General features: G+C 28.2%; 24 protein-coding genes and 1 pseudogene. 14 read left to right on the top strand and 11 right to left on the bottom strand.

Going from position 1 to position 20,692, the window contains the following annotated elements:
- Positions 1-171, top strand: a pseudogene (locus T514_RS26330) (IS256 family transposase); the annotation flags it as partial.
- A 136-nt stretch (positions 172-307) separates the two neighbouring features.
- Here T514_RS26330 and T514_RS0120035 read toward each other — a convergent pair.
- Together T514_RS0120035 and T514_RS0120040 are read right to left on the bottom strand one after the other, a co-directional pair.
- The gene (locus T514_RS0120035; RefSeq protein WP_027626354.1) at positions 308-703 is read right to left on the bottom strand and encodes a cytidine deaminase; all 396 of its coding nucleotides are present in this window, start codon (positions 701-703) and stop codon (positions 308-310) included.
- 66 nt (positions 704-769) lie between these two features.
- Positions 770-1,951, bottom strand: a complete 1,182-nt coding sequence (locus T514_RS0120040; protein WP_027626355.1) for an MFS transporter — start codon at positions 1,949-1,951, stop codon at positions 770-772.
- Between the two features lie 194 nt (positions 1,952-2,145).
- Here T514_RS0120040 and T514_RS0120045 point away from each other — a divergent pair, with 194 nt between their 5' ends.
- The 7 genes from T514_RS0120045 to T514_RS0120075 all read left to right on the top strand — a co-directional run bounded on the left by T514_RS0120045 (position 2,146) and on the right by T514_RS0120075 (position 9,098).
- Positions 2,146-3,471 (top strand): aminotransferase-like domain-containing protein, encoded by a 1,326-nt coding sequence (locus tag T514_RS0120045; protein ID WP_027626356.1) that lies wholly within the window; start codon positions 2,146-2,148, stop codon positions 3,469-3,471.
- Positions 3,472-3,629: 158 nt separating this feature from the next.
- The gene (locus T514_RS0120050; RefSeq protein WP_027626357.1) at positions 3,630-4,541 is read left to right on the top strand and encodes an ABC transporter ATP-binding protein; all 912 of its coding nucleotides are present in this window, start codon (positions 3,630-3,632) and stop codon (positions 4,539-4,541) included.
- On the top strand, positions 4,534-5,280 hold the full coding sequence (locus T514_RS0120055) for a hypothetical protein (RefSeq protein ID WP_027626358.1): 747 nt from the start codon (positions 4,534-4,536) through the stop codon (positions 5,278-5,280). Before T514_RS0120050 ends, T514_RS0120055 begins: the two co-directional genes overlap by 8 nt.
- Positions 5,270-6,718 carry an ABC transporter permease gene (locus T514_RS0120060; RefSeq protein ID WP_027626359.1) on the top strand — a complete coding sequence of 483 codons (1,449 nt, stop codon included), beginning with the start codon at positions 5,270-5,272 and terminating at the stop codon, positions 6,716-6,718. The genes T514_RS0120055 and T514_RS0120060 overlap by 11 nt, the downstream gene beginning before the upstream one ends.
- 50 nt (positions 6,719-6,768) lie before the next feature.
- A complete protein-coding gene (locus T514_RS0120065; RefSeq protein ID WP_027626360.1) occupies positions 6,769-7,632 on the top strand; it encodes an ABC transporter ATP-binding protein in 864 nt (287 codons plus the stop codon).
- A gap of 58 nt (positions 7,633-7,690) precedes the next feature.
- Positions 7,691-8,257: an RNA polymerase sigma factor gene (locus T514_RS0120070; protein WP_027626361.1), complete on the top strand. Its 567-nt coding sequence runs from the start codon at positions 7,691-7,693 to the stop codon at positions 8,255-8,257.
- Entirely contained in the window at positions 8,238-9,098 is an 861-nt protein-coding gene (locus T514_RS0120075; protein WP_027626362.1) for a hypothetical protein, read from the top strand. The genes T514_RS0120070 and T514_RS0120075 overlap by 20 nt, the downstream gene beginning before the upstream one ends.
- A 136-nt stretch (positions 9,099-9,234) precedes the next feature.
- Here the strand turns inward: T514_RS0120075 and T514_RS0120080 are convergent, their stop codons facing one another.
- From T514_RS0120080 to T514_RS25165, 8 genes are all read right to left on the bottom strand, one after another.
- Positions 9,235-9,861 carry a DUF2812 domain-containing protein gene (locus T514_RS0120080; RefSeq protein ID WP_027626363.1) on the bottom strand — a complete coding sequence of 209 codons (627 nt, stop codon included), beginning with the start codon at positions 9,859-9,861 and terminating at the stop codon, positions 9,235-9,237.
- A 15-nt stretch (positions 9,862-9,876) separates the two neighbouring features.
- The gene (locus T514_RS0120085) at positions 9,877-10,191 is read right to left on the bottom strand and encodes a PadR family transcriptional regulator (RefSeq protein ID WP_027626364.1); all 315 of its coding nucleotides are present in this window, start codon (positions 10,189-10,191) and stop codon (positions 9,877-9,879) included.
- A 149-nt stretch (positions 10,192-10,340) separates the two neighbouring features.
- On the bottom strand, positions 10,341-10,661 hold the full coding sequence (locus T514_RS0120090; RefSeq protein WP_027626365.1) for a hypothetical protein: 321 nt from the start codon (positions 10,659-10,661) through the stop codon (positions 10,341-10,343).
- Between the two features lie 48 nt (positions 10,662-10,709).
- Complete coding sequence (locus tag T514_RS0120095; protein ID WP_027626366.1) at positions 10,710-11,222, bottom strand: GNAT family N-acetyltransferase; 513 nt, start codon at positions 11,220-11,222, stop codon at positions 10,710-10,712.
- A 39-nt stretch (positions 11,223-11,261) separates the two neighbouring features.
- Positions 11,262-11,897 (bottom strand): hypothetical protein, encoded by a 636-nt coding sequence (locus T514_RS0120100; RefSeq protein WP_027626367.1) that lies wholly within the window; start codon positions 11,895-11,897, stop codon positions 11,262-11,264.
- Between the two features lie 28 nt (positions 11,898-11,925).
- Entirely contained in the window at positions 11,926-12,417 is a 492-nt protein-coding gene (locus T514_RS25160) for an HD domain-containing protein (RefSeq protein WP_084284772.1), read from the bottom strand.
- Between the two features lie 77 nt (positions 12,418-12,494).
- Positions 12,495-13,235 carry an alpha/beta hydrolase gene (locus T514_RS0120110; RefSeq protein WP_027626368.1) on the bottom strand — a complete coding sequence of 247 codons (741 nt, stop codon included), beginning with the start codon at positions 13,233-13,235 and terminating at the stop codon, positions 12,495-12,497.
- 34 nt (positions 13,236-13,269) lie between these two features.
- Entirely contained in the window at positions 13,270-13,512 is a 243-nt protein-coding gene (locus T514_RS25165) for a PF20097 family protein (RefSeq protein WP_051542206.1), read from the bottom strand.
- A 411-nt stretch (positions 13,513-13,923) separates the two neighbouring features.
- Here T514_RS25165 and T514_RS0120120 point away from each other — a divergent pair, with 411 nt between their 5' ends.
- The 4 genes from T514_RS0120120 to T514_RS0120135 are packed head-to-tail and all read left to right on the top strand — an operon-like array spanning position 13,924 to position 16,977.
- Positions 13,924-14,784: an AraC family transcriptional regulator gene (locus tag T514_RS0120120; protein ID WP_027626369.1), complete on the top strand. Its 861-nt coding sequence runs from the start codon at positions 13,924-13,926 to the stop codon at positions 14,782-14,784.
- Positions 14,785-14,811: 27 nt separating this feature from the next.
- Entirely contained in the window at positions 14,812-15,270 is a 459-nt protein-coding gene (locus T514_RS0120125) for a GyrI-like domain-containing protein (RefSeq protein ID WP_027626370.1), read from the top strand.
- A gap of 1 nt (position 15,271) precedes the next feature.
- A complete protein-coding gene (locus tag T514_RS0120130; RefSeq protein WP_027626371.1) occupies positions 15,272-16,234 on the top strand; it encodes an ABC transporter ATP-binding protein in 963 nt (320 codons plus the stop codon).
- Positions 16,228-16,977 carry an ABC transporter permease gene (locus T514_RS0120135; protein WP_027626372.1) on the top strand — a complete coding sequence of 250 codons (750 nt, stop codon included), beginning with the start codon at positions 16,228-16,230 and terminating at the stop codon, positions 16,975-16,977. The genes T514_RS0120130 and T514_RS0120135 overlap by 7 nt, the downstream gene beginning before the upstream one ends.
- A gap of 321 nt (positions 16,978-17,298) precedes the next feature.
- Here the strand turns inward: T514_RS0120135 and T514_RS0120140 are convergent, their stop codons facing one another.
- Positions 17,299-18,045, bottom strand: coding sequence for a CPBP family intramembrane glutamic endopeptidase (locus T514_RS0120140; protein ID WP_027626373.1), 747 nt, complete (start codon positions 18,043-18,045; stop codon positions 17,299-17,301).
- A gap of 550 nt (positions 18,046-18,595) precedes the next feature.
- On the opposite strand from T514_RS0120140, the gene T514_RS0120145 reads away from it, so the two are divergent.
- Together T514_RS0120145 and T514_RS25170 are read left to right on the top strand one after the other, a co-directional pair.
- A complete protein-coding gene (locus T514_RS0120145; protein ID WP_027626374.1) occupies positions 18,596-19,318 on the top strand; it encodes a LytR/AlgR family response regulator transcription factor in 723 nt (240 codons plus the stop codon).
- Positions 19,315-20,667, top strand: coding sequence for a sensor histidine kinase (locus tag T514_RS25170; protein WP_242850639.1), 1,353 nt, complete (start codon positions 19,315-19,317; stop codon positions 20,665-20,667). The genes T514_RS0120145 and T514_RS25170 overlap by 4 nt, the downstream gene beginning before the upstream one ends.
- Positions 20,668-20,692 lie beyond the last annotated feature (25 nt).

Here is a 20,692-nt window from a genome sequence, read left to right on the forward strand (position 1 = left end):
ACTTACCGCAGGCTAAATCGCCAAAGAAGTGTATTTCCAAGTGATACTGCATTAATGAAAGCTTTGTACTTAGCAACATTTGAAGCTACGAAGAAGTGGACTATGCCTCTTCGTAATTGGGGAAAAGTATATGGTGAGTTATCAATAATGTTTGAAGGAAGACTTTTTTAATTAAGCCTACGGCTAAAAAACACGCCCTTCTCTAGGGTGTTCTTGACATGCAATTCATTGTTAATTATATTGTAATTAAGGCATGGAGTTTTACCATGACCTCCATGCCTATAAAATAATTATCATAGAAAGCTATTTACAGAAAAACTTTCACACTCTCTGGTTGTAATTCTTTTAGAGTTACAAATTTTAAAGTATTATCTTTTGTTGTAACACCTACTTTTACATCTTCTCCCCAATAACGTAATCGTTCTTGACATACTCCACAAGGTGAAAGTACTTTGAATGGAGAGTTTTCATCATCACGTACCACACAAAGGCAATGTGTAACTTTTGCATTATACTTTTGTGCTTCACACATTGCACCGGTTTCAATGCAAACTACTACGCTAGCATTAAAGGATTCTAAAGCTACACTTATTAAATATCTGTTGTCATCAGTATGAATTACAGCAGCTCCTCCCCATCCTGTTGGATAACGCTGCTCTATAAATTCAATAGCTCTTGTGTACATTTCCTGTTCTATATTCATGACCTGTTTCTCCTTTATCTTCATCAATAATTTACCATTTTAGATTAATTATAGCATATAAAAAATTTAAGTATCAAATTTAAGTTTCTTTATAATAAAAATAAAAAAGAAAATACCTATGGAAAAAGTTATCCAAAGAAATTTATAGCTTGCTTGGGAAAGTAGATAACTACTGAATGTACTACCTAACCCTCCACCACTAAAAAGACCTAACCCAATTAAGCCTGAAGGCAGTCCCTTAGTTTCTGTTACCACATCAAAAGCCATGGTTGCTAGTGTAGATTGAATAAAAATGTATCCACAGCCTAAACTAATGGTAGCAATTAAAGTTATTTGCCAATAGGGGAGGAGCGCTAAAAGCAAGGCTGATATTAATGCTAATAAAGCACCTAGCATAATTGTTTTTTTATGTCCAATTCTTATAACTAGTTTACCTATTTGAGAACCTGCAAATAGACAAGAAAGACCATAAAACATTATGACTAATCCACATTGTAAATAATCTAATCCTATAACATCATTTAAAAAAGCGCCTAAGTAACTGTATAAACCAAGCAATAAAAATCCAGCTATAAGTGCTAATGGAAAAATCATTCTTTGCTTTGATAATACTAGTGTATATTTAATTTCAGTAAAAAAATTTCGTTTTACAGAAATAACTGTATTTGATTGTAGTTTTAATAAAAGAAATATACTGCACACTGCTATTATAGTAAAAAAAGCAAATGACATACGCCAACTAATAAACTTTGCTAAAAATCCACCTAATCCAGCACTTAAACCTTGTCCTAGAAAAACAAGTCCCATAAATTTTCCTACATATAGTTGACGTTTTTTGGTTGGGACAGTATCACCAATTAAGGCTAGAGATACAGCAATAATTCCAGCAGCAAAAAAACCTGTGAATGTTCGCCAAAAGCATAATGTCCACAAGGAATTAGAAAGTGCACATCCCGCAGTGCCTAAAGTAAATCCACACATAATAAACTTTAATGTTTTAACTTTGCTAAATCCGTCACTAAAAAATCCATAAACAGGTTGCATAATTCCATAGGGGATCATATAAGCTGTTAATATAATTCCAGCTTTAGGGATTGAGATGCCAAAGTTTGCAGCTATTGCTGGAAGTACAGGTGATACAAACCAATTATCAGCAGCAGAAATAAAACCTGCCAGACCTAAAATCAAAACTAATTTATTGTTACTTAAAGTTACTGACTTTTGATTTTTATAAGTTAAATGTTTCACATTAATACTTCCTTTCATTAATATTTTGCGTAGCTTTATGCTAAATGAGCTATATTTACGTAAAGTATACTTTGTTAATAGCACCTATTTTCCATATTTAGTAGTACAATTAAAGTATATGAACTATATGTATTTTCAACAACAGCAAAAAAATTAATGTGGACTAGTACAGATTTACAAGGAGAATATATTCTATGAAATATGAAATTATTTTAAACTACATAAAAGATGAAATATCTAAAGGAAAAATTAAATCAGGAGATAAGTTACCATCAATAAGAAATCTTTGTGATAAATTTCAATGCAGTAAAATAACTGTTTCTAAAGCATATGATTTATTAGAAAAAGAACATATAGCGTACTCAATACCTAAAAGTGGACACTATCTTATTAAAAACAATATAAATTTAAATAATAGCAGTAATAAAAATATAGATTTTTCTATATCTGCTCCAGATAAGAGAGTTTTACCTTATGATGAATTTCAACATTGTTTAAATGAAGCAATGGAATTATATAAAGAAAGTCTTCTTTTTAATTCTAACCCCCAAGGACTTGAAAATTTGATTTATGTGATACTTAAACAACTCCAAGATTATCAAGTATTTACTGAAAAACAGTGTATTTTTATTACAGCAGGTTCACAACAAGCTATTAATATATTAACAATGATGGAATTTCCAAATGGGAAAGAAAATGTGCTTATAGAACAGCCTACATATTATGGTATTATCGAATCTTTGAAGCTTAATAATAAAAAAGCTATTTGTATTTGTAGAAAGGAAAATGGTATAAATTTTGATGAACTCGAAAAAATTTTAAAATATGATAATATAAAATTTTTTTATACTATTCCTAGATTTCATAATCCCACAGGCTTTTCATATTCTAATGATGAAAAAAAGCAAATATTAAAGCTTTGTCAAAAATATGATGTGTATATAGTTGAGGATGACTATCTTGCTGATTTAGAAACTAATAAAAAATCAGATCCAATATATGCTTTAGACTCTTTTTCAAGAGTAATATATTTAAAAAGCTATTCTAAAATATTGTTACAGGGATTAAGAATTTCAGCAGCTGTACTTCCAAGGTTTTTAACAAAAACTTTTGAGAAATATAAAAGATGGAGTGATTTAAATACATCTATACTTTCACAAGGAACTTTAGAGATTTATATAAAGAGCGGCATATTTAAGGAACATATGAAAAGACTTAGAAAAGTATATTCTAATAGGATGAGCTATCTTAATAAAATAGCAAAAAGTTTTAATAACTCAGATATAGTGTGGCATATTCCTAACTCAGGTTTTTTTGCAAGCTTTGAAATTAATAATAATATAGATATTAAAGGTTTTATCAAAAATTTAAGTGAAAGAAATGTATTACTTGAAGATCCAAATATATTTTATTTAAATAATTGTATAAATGACAAATTATTTAGATTAAGCTTAAGTAGAGTTAATAATAGTGAAATTAAAAGAGGAATATCTATAATTGCAGATGAAATTTCTAAATAATATTAATCCTATCTCTTGGTAAATCCCATATTGGGATTTCTTTTTTTATAGATAAAATTCTATTTTTATTTTCATAAAAAATTTAAACTACAAAAAACTTTTTGAAACCCTCCTGCCGTAATATTATATGATGTATTAAATTTAGGGAGGAATTTGTAATGAAGGAATTAGTTTCTTTTGAACATGTAACAAAAATTTATAATAGAAAATTTAAAGCATTAAATGATGTGAGTTTTAAAATAGGAGAAGGTATGTTTGGACTTTTAGGTGCTAATGGAGCTGGGAAGACAACTTTAATGAAAAGTCTTGTGACTTTGAATAATCCTGAAAAGGGCAGAATTATTGTAGATGGATATGATACTCAAAAGCAGGGGTTAGAGGTTAGAAATATAGTTGGATATCTTCCACAGGATTTTTCTATATATCCTAACTTAACTGCTTACGAATTTTTAGATTATATAGCTCAAATAAACAAAATAAATAATTCAAAGGTTAGAAAAAATAAAATTGAAGAGGTTCTAGAAGGGGTTAACTTATGGCAGGTTAAAGATAAAAAGGTTGGAGGTTTTTCTGGAGGAATGAAAAGACGTCTTGGAATAGCCCAAGCAATTTTAAAAGATCCTAAGATTTTAATTGTTGATGAACCAACAGCAGGACTTGATCCAGAGGAGAGGATTCGTTTTAGAATGCTTCTTACAGAATTTAGCCAAAATAAATGTGTTATTTTATCAACTCATATAGTAGAAGATATAGCAAGTTCTTGTGAAACTATAGGATTTTTAAATAAAGGTACTTTAATGTATTTTGGATCTCCAGTAGATTTTATTGAAAAGGTTAGAGGAAAAGTAAAAGAATTTTGTATTTCAGATAGAAAGGAAATGCTTTATTTAAAAAATACTTATGAGATTATTTCGGAGAGAAGAACATCTAATGGAACATTTATAAGGGTTATTGGTGACAATCTCTTAAATGAAGTAAGGGGAACTTTAGTAGAGCCTAATTTAGAAGATGCTTATATGTATTATGTAAAATATGATGAGTGTAGAGAGGAGAATATAAAACATGCTTAAGCAAATTATGATAATAGCCAAAACTGAAACAAAAATGCTTTTAAGAAGCTGGGTTACTATTTTTACTGCTTTTATGTTAATAGTAATTCCTTTAATTTTTGAAAGCCCTCTAGAAGCAGGTAGGATTTGGACTCATAATTCAGCAGCTTATGCTTGTAATCAAGGTGTAGTTGTTACTACTATGATGAGTATATCAGTAGTAGTAGCTTCTGTATATTATAAAGATAAAATAAGTGATATGCCAATTATAATTTTTTCAAATCCTATTACACCTAAGATGTATTGTTTAGGAAAATTTTTAGGAGTATATATTTATATGTTATTAATAGCTTTGAGTAGCAACTTTGTTGCATTATTTCAACCATTATTATTAGGAAGATTAATGATTTATTCTCCTTTGGAATTTTTAAAGGTATTTATATTATACACTGTACCTTCATCTTTGGTAATGACTCTAATTGCTTATTTTATAGAGGTTATTTTTAATAAAACAGTGGTGACATTGATGTTACCTACGTCAATTTTCTTTTTAGTTGAAAAATTAAATCCAATATTTCAATTTAGAATTAATGAATTTCAGTTGTCTAATTTAATAAAAAGAAATTTTACTCCTGAACTAATAAAATTTATTACAATAAATAGATTATATGTTTTAGGGTTATCTTTAATTTTATTAGTTTCTTCACTTTTAATATTTTCTCCTAAAAAGATTTTAAGAGGTGATAAAATTGTTAATTAAATATTATTTCAAACAACAATCTAAATTACTTGTGCTTATTGTATTAGTTTTGGCTTTATTAAATGTATTAACTATTGTTATGAAGGATGACATAACTTGGGGTTACTATACAATGTTATATTGTATTTTACCTGTAGTATTTACAGCAAATATATTTTCCAGGGAAATAGAAAATAAAACCGATTTTTTAATTTTTACATCAAGAACACCTAAATATATTATTTTAATAAAAAAATTTTTATGTAATTGGTTAGCAATAGAAGCTTTAATATCTCTTTTATATATAATAGCCTTTGCTTTTGGGCTAGAAACTTCCTTTAAAAAGTTATTGTCCATTTTTATATATTCTACTATATTGAGTTTAGTAGGACTTATTGCTGCGTTAATTAGTAAGAAAACTCTTATTGGTTATGGAATTCCTATTGGTATCTGGACAGCACAAATGCTGGCAGGTACTCGATGGTCACAAGAACATTCATTAATTTCTGTAGTTATAAATATATTTTTAGATACTTCAGTATGGTCCAATTTACTGTTTTTAGGAGCTTTAATTGTACCACTTGCTATGTTTTGTGTATTCATAGTAAGTAAAGGTGAGAATGGGAGAAAAAATATTATTTTAGTTGGTACAGCATTTTCAATCATTATAATTTCTTTAAATTTATTTGCATATAATTCAAAGTTAAAATATTATGAGTTTTGGAAGGATACAAAATGGAAAAACCTATCTAATGGAAATATTGAATTAAAATATAAAGGTTTTACTAAAGAAAATGCGAATAAAATAAGTAACATAGCTAAAGAACAAGTTAATGTTTATAATGATTTATTTAAAGATCAAGTTTGTTATGATAAGTTTTATTTATGGTTTGGTAAAGAAGATGAATTAGAAAGTAACAGTAAAAATGTATATAAAATTAATACTGATTTTTTACATGACTTTGAGAAAGTAGGAAATGGGGGGAAAGATTGGCCCTTAGAGGTAACTTATAGTATATTAGAGCCTAATTTTAAAAATATTAAAGATTATAAATTAAGAGAGCAGTGGATGACTTACTTATTTCAAATCTATGCACTTCCAGAGCTTAAAACAAAATACGAACAGCAAATATGGACGAAACCTTATAATTATGACATACATGATAAAGAGGAATGTATTAAAACATGGGAAGGTTTAATAGATAAAGCGGAATATAAAAAGCGAGATGTGTATGAAGTGGGTAAGGCGGTTTTATATAATTTAGATAAAACAGATCACGAAAATATGATTAAAGTTTTAAGAGAAATAGGAAACAGTTCTAAAGAATTGTCCAATGAAGATATTAAAAAAATATGCATGAAGTATTATGCTGAGACATATATAAATAAATTGTTTGCAAGTTATGAAAGGGCAATTTCTTTAGGAAGTAAAATTGTGGAGTATCAAGTAATGGAATGAAAATAATGTTAATGCAATGTGAAAGAGTAAGATTTTAAGGGTGTGATATTTTGAAGTTAGAAATCAGCAATTTAACAAAATTATATAACAAACGTATAGGGTTAAATAATTTTTCTATAGTATTAAAGGAAGGTATAGTTGGAGTTATGGCACCAAATGGCTCTGGTAAAACCACACTATTAAAAATTTTAGCTACAGTTATGAAACCAACAAGTGGCAGTGTTTATTTAAATGGAGAAGATATATTTACTTTGGGAAAAAATTATAGAGAAATTATAGGATATATACCTCAAAATTTTGGGGTATATCCAAACTTTACTGCAGAGCAGTTTTTAAAATACTTTGGAATTTTAAAAGGCATTCCTAAAAAAGAAATGAAACATAGAGTAGATAATGTGCTTAATTTGGTTCATTTAACTAATGTTAAAGATGAAAAATTAAAAACTTTTTCAGGAGGTATGCAGCAAAGAGTAGGTATTGCTGTAGCTTTGTTAAATGACCCTAAAATATTAATATTGGATGAACCCACAGTAGGACTTGATCCTGATGAAAGGATTAGGTTTAGAGATTTTTTAGTGGAAATAAGTGAAAATAAAATCATTATATTATCTACACATATAGTTTCGGATATAGATGAGATAGCATCTGACATTATATTTATGAAAAAAGGAGAATTAATAACACATATTACACCTCAAGATGCTCTTTTATCTATTAGCAATAAAGTTTATGAAGTTGTAACAGATTTAAATGGTATAAGGGATTTAAAGAAAAATTATATTGTTAGTAAAAGTATAAACAAAAAAGAGGGATTAACAGCTAGAATTGTTGGAGAAAAACCTTGTGAAAATGCTATACCAGTTGAACCTACACTAGAAGATGTATATATGTATTATTATAAATATATGGATTAACTAAATTATAATAGGAACTATTTTTGTACCTGTTTAATTTGTAAGGGGGGATGCAATAATGAATGATTTAAGTGATGAAGAATTATTTAATGAAGTTATTAAAGGTAACAAAGCAGCAATGAAATTTATTGTACAGAGATACTATAAAAATATTTTTAGATATATTTATTTAAAGATGAATGATTATCATTTATCAGAGGATTTGTGTCAAGAGGTCTTTTGTAAGATTTATCAGAAAAGGAACACATATTCAATTGAATATCCTTTAAAACCTTGGATTTATAAAATAGCACATAACTCCATAATTGATTATATGAGAAGTTCAAGTTTTAAAAATAAAAATAATGTACAAGTCTTAGATGAGAATATTAAAGAAACAGAAAATGTGATTGAGTGTAATTTTTTTGATAACAATATTGATGAGTATATGGAGAACCTAAATGAGCATCAAAAGGAAGTAGTAAAGTTAAGATTTTGTCACCAACTATCCATTGAAGAAATTGCAAAGGTTACGGATTCTAGTGTAAACACTACTAAAAGTAGATTATATCAAGGGATTAAAAACATAAAGAATAAAATAAAGAATTCAGTAGGAGGTGGTTTTTATGAATCAAAGGTTAAATGAGGATATATTAAATGAAATATCAGATTTTAATATTGAAGAAGAAGTAAAGATTGAAGATATTGAAAGAATAGAAGGGCTATTTGAAAATGAAGTTAATATAGAACCACCAAAAGATTTGTTCCAAAATATAATGGAAACACTTAATGTACAATATGAAAAGGAAGAAATGAATTTTATAAAGAAAGATGATAATACTGTGGTATCACCAATTAGTGAATTATTGATTTATATAAAGGCACAAATAACCTTATTAGATAAAAGTTTTTGGATAACATCTATAATATTTATGCTTTTGGGAATAAATTTTGTAATGCATGATGAAGTATATTTAGTGAATATGATTTCTCCATTTATTAGCTTATTTTCTGTATATTATATATATAGAGGATTTTATAACAATGTGTATGAAATGGAATTAGCTTGTAAATATTCTATGTATGAAATTACATTAGGGAGAAGCATAATAATAATTTGCTATAATGTTTTATTTTCTAGTGTTATTGCAATAGCTAACTTTACTGTAAATGATAAAAATCTAGTTTTATTTATTATAATTTCTTGGTTAGCACCTTTGCTTTTAACCTACTATATTTCATTATGTTTTTTCTTTAAAAAGGGGATTAGTTATAGCGTGGCGTCAAATGTTTTTACATGGCTTATATATATATATTTATTTTATAAAATATTTGATCTTGACCATTCAGGACTAGATTCAATGGACTATAGTAATCCATCTTGGATATGTATAAACACAGTTTTAATAATAATTTCTTTTATTTTATTGGCTATATTATTAAGAAATGTGAAAAAAAGTTTTAGTGAAAATAATAAATTTGTGTGAAAGCTAGAAAAATGATGATTTTGTGAATAGAAATATAGTGACAAATAAAAAACAATTGATAACTAAGAAATAATTTCTTAATTATCAATTGTTTTTCGCATTAAGTAATTAGTATCATTACGGAATAAAATTAATATTATAATAGTTCATTAGTCTTTTTTTGTTTGTTATATAACATCTGTGCCTTAATTGAAAAAGAAGAATATAAAATTATAGCTATTGGGAAAAGTAACCATAAGAAACCTCTAAGAGTTGCAAATGGTGTTTCAAATAAAAAATGTCTCCAAAATTCTTCACCAGACATTTGCCATAATCCAGGTGTGTAATACAATAATTTAAGATTAGTAAATGCATTAATATCAATATATTTATTCCATACAAGGACTGATAAAATAGGTAAATAAGATATTGCTGCAATCATCCAACCATTAGATAATCTTTTATATTTTCCAGCCTTAGATATGGCATCTGAAAAAATATCATCATCACTATTTTTATCAATTTTTTTAAAATATTGTGATCCTGAATATTTATTGCCAGCTATATGCTTCCAACCACTATCTTCAAAAAGAGTACAGTAATCAATAAAGTCTTCTTCATTTTTAAAAGTTCTATAGTCAATTCTTATTTTTGCATCTTCTGGTTTGGCTATATGAAATTCATACCCAAAGGATACTTTTTTTAATTCATAACCCTGATTAGCCATATGATTCAACCATTTTTCTTCTTTATCTTGGTCGATAAAAAATTTAAATTTTTTCATGGTAATTCCCCCAAATTATAAATTTAATGCATTTTTTGTTATTGTAATCATGTGATTCATTCTTTCAAAGTCTAAGAGTAAAATTTCTTTTCCTTTTTCAGTAATAACATAAACTTTTCGTCTCTTATCTTCACTTTTTACTGATTCTATCAGTTTTTGTTTTAGTAAATTTTCAATAGCACCATAAAGAGTTCCTGCTGCTATTTTAACTTGATAATTACTTAATTCTTCAACCTTTTGCATAATAATATAACCATGTGCAGGTTCTAATAATGCCAAAAGAATATAATAAGTTGTTTCTGTCAGCGGTAAATTTTTATCTCTATTCATAAATTCCTCCAAATATTAAGTTTATGATATACAGTTGAACTATATAGATTGATTATATACAGTTAAACTGTATATGTCAACATTAAAAAAGCTTTATAACAATTTTTGCTATAAAGCTAATATGAATCTTAATTATGTAATGCTTTAATTTAAAATCGTAGCCTCCATCCAATATCCCACTGATCAGTATATATCATAGGCATGCATATAGGAGTAACTTCACCAAACTCATCAATTAAGCTCCAATTTTCAAATTCACTCCACTCCGGATCCCATTTACTTTCATCAAATTCAATATTTTTATCTAGACTTTCTACTAAGCTATGAAAAAATGGTTTAAAAGACTTAAAATAATCATTGTCTGTAAAAGCACCAGAAAACCAAGGAAAGTCACTATCTGTATATAATATTTCACCAATACATATATCTTTATAAAAAAGTTTAAATTTACTTTTGTTAATAGTCCACATTTTGTTTTCTCCAATCTTATGTATTTTAATGAAGTTTTAAAGTTAGTTTTAAAGCTGCAATCTCATAACATTTACTATATGCGTCTTTGTTGAGAAGTCCATATTAACTTCTTTAATTTTTGCATATCCTAAAGAAGACCAAAACTTAATTCCCTTATAGTTATCATCTATTACTCCTATTCTAAAGGATTTTGCACATTCATTAATTGCCCATGCAACTAATGAAGCATGTACTATTTTTCCTAGTCCGTTACCTCTTTTAGTAGGGTCAATAAGCATTAATCCAAGCATCCATTCTCCATCAGTGGGAAAGTTTTTTATAATATCAACTACACCAACTAATTCATCAAAATTATATATTCCTAGAACAAATTTATCTTCGTAATTTTTATTTGGAGGTAAAGCAGTAAATATTTCCTCTATATCTTTTTCGGAAGGTAATACTCCTCCATGTAATAGATAATAATCTGAACAGTTCCGACATAGCTTTTTCACCATATTATTGTTTTGAAGGGAAAGATGATCAATTTTATATCCCTTTGGTAAATTTATATTTTGCATAATTAATTTTCTCCCATTTAAGTTATTATGAATTAAAGTTTAGCCACGGTTGTCCCAAACTTCTAAATTGAATTCAGTATTGATGTTACCAACTGTAGCTAATAATAAAAAGCCATTACATTCGTTGCTGTTTATTTCAAATTCTACACCATACTCATTTAACCCAATGGATGAAGGAATAATTGTACTCAAAAGTTTTTCTACATTGATCATTGGTAAATATTTATTAAATATGTCAACTCCTGATACAGAATCTACTGGTTTGCTAAAGACTTCATTGCAAACAGCATCATAGTTTTCACCACTGATTTTGGAATAAATAGAGTCTTCATTTATTATTGAAGGCATTTTTTCTTTAATAATAAATGAGGGAAACTCAGCATCATCACATTTCCAAAATTCAAAATAACAATTAGTTAAATCCTCAAAAATCCATACTAGGAATTGATTTCTTACTTTACAAATATTTTTTTGGATATTAGAAATAAATAAGTTGTATTTTTTAGTTAAGTTTTCTAGATCTTCTTTTTGTTGTTTTGCTGTTCTCTTTAATTCTATAGGATCATAGTCATCTTCTACTCTAATCATATCAGGTTGGTAAACACCTAAAAAACCTAAATCTATACTACCATCACAATACAATTCATCATCTTCATTAATCTTAATTAGGAACATATATAATTACCACCTTTATATTATATTTTTATAATTCAAAAGTATTTTCTATAACGCCTGGCAATGCTAAAGCATCACATAACTGTATTAATTTATCGTAGTCATCATATTCTACTTTATTAAAAAAATCTTCAACAAACTTATAATCTTCATAAGAACAACTTTTATTTACAATTTCTTCAATGTCATTGATACTTTTAGATGGGCAAGTATGAGTTATACAGATCTTTGCTAATAAATCATAATTTAATTTTTTACAGTAGCTATAACCACCTAACATATGTCCTATAGTTGTTCTTCCATTTGTTAAAACATTTCTTCTTCCTATATCATGAAGCAAACCTAATATATATGCCATATCTGAATGTAAGTCCTCATAATTTTGGGCTATTAGTTTAGCTGCTTTAGCAACCCAAAGTGAGTGTTGTACCCAAGGCCCTGGGGATAAATTTTCTGCTTCTTTTAATAACGCCTTGGCAGTTTCTATAGTTGGCACTCTTTGTCCATAAAATTCGTTCATATATGAATGTCCTCCTTTAGATGAACTTGTTATATGATTGTCTGAGTGATGAAAGTAATTTTTAGTGATTAAGCTAGCTAGAGAATATGTTTAACAAACCAATTATTAGCCAAATTAATTAAAATATCATAGTGTTCAAGGAAACTATGGTTAGCACCAGGGATAATTTCCAATTTAGAATCAGTTGATAGCAAGGACAGTGCTTTTTTAGACCTTTCACAAAGAAGTTTTTCTTCATCATCATTATTACCATGAATTATTAATACAGGGCAGATAATATTATTTAAAAGTTCTTTTTGATTGATTAATTCAAAGTCAATTAGAATTTTTTCTCTTACTTCATCATCAGGTGTAGGTTCTGTTATATATCCTTTCTCTTTCAATTCTTGCATTTGCTCTTTTGTAAAAAATTCATTCCAATTATAATTCATTGAATCAGTTAACGCACCTGATAAAACCATTGTTATAATTTCGGAAGTACAGGATTTTAAACAAATTAGTGTACCAAGGCTATGCCCATATAAAGCTATTTTTTTGTATCCTTTTGATTTTACAAATGAGATTGCAGACTTTAAATCATCTACTTCTTTATTAACTGTTAACCTGTCATCGTCACTTTCTCCGCATCCCCTAAAGTCGAAAGCCAAAGCACTAAAGCCTGATTTATTAAATGCTTTAATTAAATTTTCAAATCTTCCACGTGAGTACTTGTTAGACAAAAATCCATGACACATAATAATTATGGAATCACTAAATGATGGATAAAGATTTCCTACTAATGTTAGATTGTCTGAATTAGTAAATACAACTCGCTCCATATTACCATCTCCCCTAAAATATTTAAGATTTATACTATGGATTTGTTTGGTTCATATCACAACTACCATCTTTATAATCTATAATAATTTTTTCACATTTACGGCAGCAATTGGCTATCACTGCTGAACCTTGGAACATATATAACTTTGATAAAATAATTGACCCTTTATGAAATTTTACTGTCCCAATGTAAGATTTTTTATTTTTCCATGAGATTTCATGTGGGCTTTGTATAACACCTTGTTCCATTTCTTCACCACAATATGGACATTTCATAAATCATACCTCCTCTTTAAAATATAAGAAATCTTTACTACGCATATTTTTACCATTGTGAAATGATTATAACATATATAAAGGAAATTAAGGATGGATTAGGAAACGTAATTTATCAAGTGATTCTTATCTTCAGATAGAATTTGATTAAAAGAAATGTTTACTCTAACTAAAGCTTAGATAAACAGAGTTCTTGGCTTCAGAAGGAGTTTTTGCTCCAACTGAAGCTTTAGAAATCGTTATCCAGGGACGTAGCCGCTCTTTACTTCCTAGAGTGGGTAGTCATCGGATAAATTAATTATGCTTAATTTAGTGATGAAATATATTATCAGTATGTTTACAAAACTGGACATCAAAAGAGAAGAGATATAATTTATATTGTGCTAAACTTTAACTCAAGGAGGTGATGACGTGGAATGGTTAAAGCAACTAAGTGAAGCAATTGATTATATAGAAAACAATTTATCAGGTGATATTTCTTATGATGAAGCTGCTAAAATTGCCTGTTGTTCAACATATTATTTTCAACGAATGTTTTCCTATGTAGCAGGTATTCCACTATCTGAATATATTCGACGTAGAAGAATGACAAAAGCTGCTTTTCAACTACAGACAAGTGAAGCTAAGGTTATGGACATTGGCTCAAAGTATGGCTATGTTTCTCCAACATCATTTAATAGAGCATTCCAAAATGTTCATGGTGTTGCTCCAACTGCTGCTCGTATTGAGGGAACTAAGTTAAATTCTTACCCACGCATTAGCTTTTCTATTAGTGTTATTGGAGGTGAAAGTATGAGGTATAGAATTGAAAAAAAAGGTCCTATTAGAATTGTTGGGGTTAGAGTTCCATTAAAAGAGGATATAGAAGAAAATTTTCAAATCGTTCCTAAGTTTTGGGATACAACATTAAGAAGTAATTTATTTGAGGAAATCTGTAAATTATCAAATGGAAGTCCTCATGGTATCTTAGGGGTTAGTACTTATAAAAATCCAAAAGATATCTATTATTATATCGCTGCAGCTACAGATAAAACTGTGCAAGAAGGAATGGAGGAACTCCAAATACCAGAGGCTACATGGGTTATATTTGAAAGTGATGGACGTTTTAAAGATTCTATCCAGACAATTTTTAAAAGATTTTTAACAGAATGGCTTCCTTTTTCCGGATATGAGTATGCTCAGTTGCCAGATATAGAGGTTTACCCTATAAGCGATCCAAAATTACAAGGGGGATATTCTGAAGTTTGGATTGCAGTTAAGAAAGGAAAATAATCTAAGAGTATTTAAGGAGGAGAAAAAATGAATTATAAAGTTGAAATTAAGTATATTGAGCCTATTAGAGTAGCTGTAATGCGTTATAAAGGGCATGTTATGGAAGCATCTAAAGTGTTTCCTAATGTATTTAAAGCCATAAGGGGAAAAGCAAATGGTGCACCTTTTTTCAGCTATTATAAAGTGGATCAAGAAACCAAAATAGGAGAAATGGAACTATGTGTGCCAACTGCTGAAACACCAAATGGCAATGGTGTTACCATAAAAGAAATTCCAAGAATAAAAGCTGTTTGTGTTACTCACGTGGGGCCTTATGAAACCATGCAGCAGGCATATGAAGCAATTCAAGGATATGCACAGGAAAATAATTTAGCCTTACAGTTTCCAATTAGGGAAGTTTTTATAAAGGGGCCAGGAATGATAATAAAAGGCAATCCAAATAAATATATTACGGAAATATTGTTCCCATTGAAAGAGGAGGAATAAAATGCTGGCAATTGAAACTAACAAATTGGTTAAGGAATACAGAAATGGTGTTAGGGCACTGGACGAGTTAACCCTTAAAGTAAAAAGTGGAGAAATCTTCTCCTTGCTAGGGCCAAATGGTGCAGGAAAATCTTCTCTTATTAACATTTTAACAACTTTTTATAAACCCACATCTGGAAATGTAACTATACTTGGAAAAGATTTGTGCAAAGAGCCTGCATGGGTACGTACACAGATTGCTTGTGTTGCTCAACGTGTTTCTATTGATGAACACCTATCACTTATGGAAAATATGATATTTCAAAGTAGACTATATAAAGTAGATTCACAAGTGGCGAAAGAAAGAATAAATTCTTTGATTGATAGCTTCCAGCTTTCGCGGTATTTAAAGTATCCTACGGCATCTTATTCTGGAGGAGTGAAGCGTAGGCTTGATATAGCCATGAATATGGTATCAATGCCTAAGATTTTGTTCTTGGATGAGCCCACAGTTGGTATGGATGTTGATTCACGTAGAGCTATGTGGGAAATGCTTTTAAAAATTCGAGACGAATATGGGACAACAATTTTCCTTACAACCCATTATCTTGAGGAGGCTGATAAACTCAGTGATACTATTTGTATCATGAAAGAGGGGAAGGAATTAGCACAAGGGACCCTAAGCAGTTTACGTAGTTATATTAGGCAAAATATGCTTCGTATCGGATTTCCTAGCCCTGAAGGAGCAAAGAAATACAAAGACGCTATCAACAATATGGGGATTACTAAGTTTACCACTGTAAAAGGGAATTCTGTTGTTGTAGGGGTAGATGATAGCAAAACAGCTTTTACAGTTATGAACAAGTGGCTTTTGGATCAGAATGCGATGTTTGATGCAATTGAAATTGTAGAACCAAGTCTGGAAGATGTATTTTTGGCATTAACAGGATCGCAAGAAAATGCAAAGGAGGGGTTGATATGCTAAATATTATGTGGCGAAATATGAAATGGCGTTTAAAAAACCCCATTTCTATTGTAATTACCATATTGCAGCCTCTTCTTTGGCTTGTTTTATATAGTGATATGGCAGGTCAAACAATGCAAAACATGGGGGTTGGCAATTATACTGCTTTTGTTCTACCTGGAGTTATATTTCTCGTAATCTTTTCGTCTAGTTGCAGTGGAGGTATCTTCAATTTTATTATGAAATCTAGCGGTAGCTTTTATAGAAATTTGATTGCACCTGTGAATCGAAGCGCTATTGTGCTTGGGCAAATGCTGGAGGTGATACTGCTTTCTTTTATAGAAGTAGCAATTTTATTTGTTGTAGGTCTTTTTTTCTCAGTAAAGGTGTCATCAGGTATTGCTGGCATAGCACTGATGATACTACTTATCTTTATGACAGCATTCTTTTTATCAGGGCTTGCCTATTTTATCAGCCTTTGCCTGCCAAATGAAGTGATATATGAAACAATTATGACTGCTATTGTATTGCCTATTTTTTTCTTGAGCACAGCTCTTTTTCCTGGGGAAAACTTATCTGGAGGTTTGGCTGTAGCGGTTAAGCTCAATCCGTTTACCTACATTATTAATTCTCTACGAAGCTTAATATTGGGGGAAAACATTATATTTGGAAATATCATGCCTGTGATAATACTATTTACAGTTTTATGCTGTGGTAGTTTTGCATTGGCAATATGGAGACTGAAAAAGGAAACCGCTTATTAATGAAGTATTAATATTTATCCGATGCTACCATCCGTAACACTCCATCACACTCTGTGAAAGCGATTCACACAAAATCAAAAATTTTGGTTCGCTGCTTTTCTTTAGGTGGGAGATAACGGCTGACACGCCCCTGGATAAGTTCTTCTAAGACTCAGATGGAGAGAGGTATTCCTCATAAGCAAACTCCACCTGAGTCTAAGAATCACTTGATTTTGTAGTTATAGTGTTAATAAGCAGTGTAGAAAGGTACTAATAACTGAGAAAATGTACTGTACTAAAATAATTCATTATTATCTTAATACAGTACATTTTTGGCTAGTTTCAAAAGGTAGTTTTTTTACATTTGCTGAATTTATATAAAAATGACATAGAAATCAACATTAATAATGTTCCTAAGAATATGTATACATATATATGTTCTTTAATATAAAGGAACAACATGCTTAATATAATAGTACCAGTTATGTTAAATGTTATATGAGCAATAATAGGTGCAATAATAGAGTCTGTCCATAAATAAATTAATCCATAAACAATGCCTCCAGTAAATGTATAAATAATTTGCAATATGCTTCCGTGGGATAATGCAAATATCATTGCTTGAATAATTAAGCTTTTAGATAAATTTAAATTTGATTTTAGCTCATTAAATATTAATCCTCTCATTAAGATTTCTTCTGAAATTGGCATAAATACTGTGATACAAATTAAAGATAAATATGTACTTAAGGATTCATTAATAAAGTTAGATGTTATATTATAATCTTTAAAATTATGGACTACCAAATTTACGATAAAACCTGATACTAGTGAAAAAAGTATAAAACTTAATATGATTAATAAAAGTTCTTGTATAGATATTTTTTTAAATTTGGCTAAGTGAATTAAGCTTGTTCCATTCCTTTTAAATTTAAATTCACATATTGAGAAAAAAACTATGTATGATAAAGATACAACTAAAGCAGTATTTGTAATATTAATATACTTTATACTACAAATAGCAGTTAATATGATAAATATGCTGAAATGTTCAAAATAGTACTTAAGTACGTTTTTATAATGTTCCATATATAAATGTCCTCCAAAAGTAAGTTGTATTAAATTTTACCAGATTTAAATTTAGTAACTGACAATTCAAAACAAATAGCCAAAAGATTTATAGCTAAAATAAATATAAAATATTACCTTCAAATGGTCTAGGTAGTTCTCTTTTATTTAAGTTCAAAATATCACTCCCTAATAAACATTAAATTTTTTTTCAATACAATTGTTAAATTTTTTAAAATAGATAATAAATACAATAACATAATTAAAAAATAACGATATAAAAATACCATACATTTTTAATTAATTTATACATAAGTTTGCTCCATAAATACATTAATTTTACAATAATGTAATCGATGGTTAATCCATAAACCTTATACCAAGAAAACTTAAAAAAATTTAAGGTAGTGTTTTTTATGTATCAATAATTAATAATCCACTAAAATATTAATCTAATTAATTAAGGTATATTTGTTATGAAATATAATGGTAAAACTTGATTAGTTCAAAGTAAATAGACTATTATTTATATATAACGTAATTGCTATTATTTAAGAGATGAGGGAAAAACATGTTGGAAGTAATAATTTGTGATGATAATTTAGTATTTAGAGATAAGATCAAAACAATTATTGAAAACACTATTTTAAGAGAAAATTTGGACTTGCAGTTGGCACTTTCTACAGAAAATCCTGAAGAGGTAATAAATTATATTGAAAAGAATAATATTACAGGAATTTATTTTTTAGATGTAGATTTAAAAAGTGATATAAATGGAATACGACTTGGAGAAAAGATAAGGGAGCTAGATTCTAAAGGGTTTATAATATTTACAACTGCACATATGGAAATGAGTTATCTTGCCTTTAAATATAAGGTAGAGGCAATGGATTATATAATTAAAGATGAAGAGGATTTTAAACAAAGAGTAAATAGCTGTCTTATTAAAGCTTATAATACTTACTACAAAGAGATTTCAAAAGAAGGATATATTTCAATAAATGAAGATTCTAGAATAATAAATATAAAGCTTTGTGATATTTTATTTATTGAAACTAGTATCACAGCTCACAAAATAAGAGTCCATGAGGAAAATAGACAAATTGAGTTTTATGGAAACCTTAAGGATATACAAAAGGAATTAACTCCAAATTTTTATAGATGTCACAAATCTTATATTGTAAATAAAGATAAAATTAGAGAAATAGATATTAAAAATAATAAAATTATTATGGTAAATGAAGAAGAATGTTATGTTTCTTTTAGATATAAGAAAGGACTTTGGGCATTATGATGAAGGAATTTACACTTAGTAAACTTTTAAAAGAAATGCTTTATCAACCCTTGTCTATAAGTATTCTTTGTTGTGTTGCAGTATATGTTTTGTATAAAAATAAAGTTGATTTTAAAGAAATTAAGAAATGCTTTTTTATTTCATTTATGGTGGGAGTAGTGCTTAGAACTGGCTCCTATATACTTATACTTCCTTTACTCTCAATTATTATTATATTTCAGCTAAAGAATAGTGAGAAAGTAGAGAGTACTATAAAAATGCTTATGACAATTTTTGTGATATATTTTATAAATATTTTTGGTGTATCATTTTTGGGTACAAATTTTTATGAAAAGAATACTATGCTAACTCAAAATTATATTATAGAATTTGCAATAAAATTAATTACAGTATATTTGGTTTGTAAAATTATAAATATATTTTTTTATAAAGCAAAAAGTTTTAAAGAAATATCTCCATCACAAATAAGATATAGAATGATTTTAAGTATTGCTATACCAATAGCTATAAGTATAAGATTAATTTATCCCTTTTTGGATATGAAGAATGGAGATGCAGTTTTTTTTGTAATAGATAGATATATACCTGAAGGTATTCCTTTAATTTCTATTATACTTATTCTTATAATAATTTATAATTATGACAAAAGTGTAGAAAATGAAGTGCATTTAAAAAGAGAAATTGAAGAGAAATATAGAATTGAAGAATATGCCCATATGGTAGAAGACATGTACAAAGAAACTAGAAGATTTAAACATGATTATATAAATATGCTTACTCCCCTTAAAGAGTATATAGATGGTGATAATATGAAGGATCTTAAAAAGTTTTTTTATAACAATGTTATTGATATGGATGAAGATATAAAGTGGAATAACAGTAATATAGACAAGCTTAGATATATTAAGATTACAAGCTTAAAAGCAATATTATCAACAAAACTTATAAAAGCCTTATCTATAAATGTGGATATAAAAGTAGATATAGTTGAGGATATTTATAAAGTGGATATTAATATAATGGACTTATGCAGAATAATAGGTATACTTATGGATAATGCTATTGAAGCCTCTAAGGAATGTGAGTATCCCAAGTTTCATCTTTGTGTTTTTAATAAAGGAGATTATGTAGTTATAGCAATACATAATAACTTTTTTGGACCTAAACCTATAATTCATAAGATATATAAAGAAGGATTTTCAACAAAGGGTGATGGAAGAGGAGTAGGACTATATACTGTAAAAAATATTATAGATAAAAAATATGATAATGTGTTTATAAATACATCTATTGAAGATAATTTGTTTATACAGGAATTATGGATTAAAAATAATGAAGAGGCATCCTAAAAATAGGGTGCCTTTTTAATTATGC

Origin of the sequence: Clostridium lundense DSM 17049, assembly GCF_000619945.1 — a bacterium.
GTDB classification, from domain to species: domain Bacteria; phylum Bacillota; class Clostridia; order Clostridiales; family Clostridiaceae; genus Clostridium_AO; species Clostridium_AO lundense.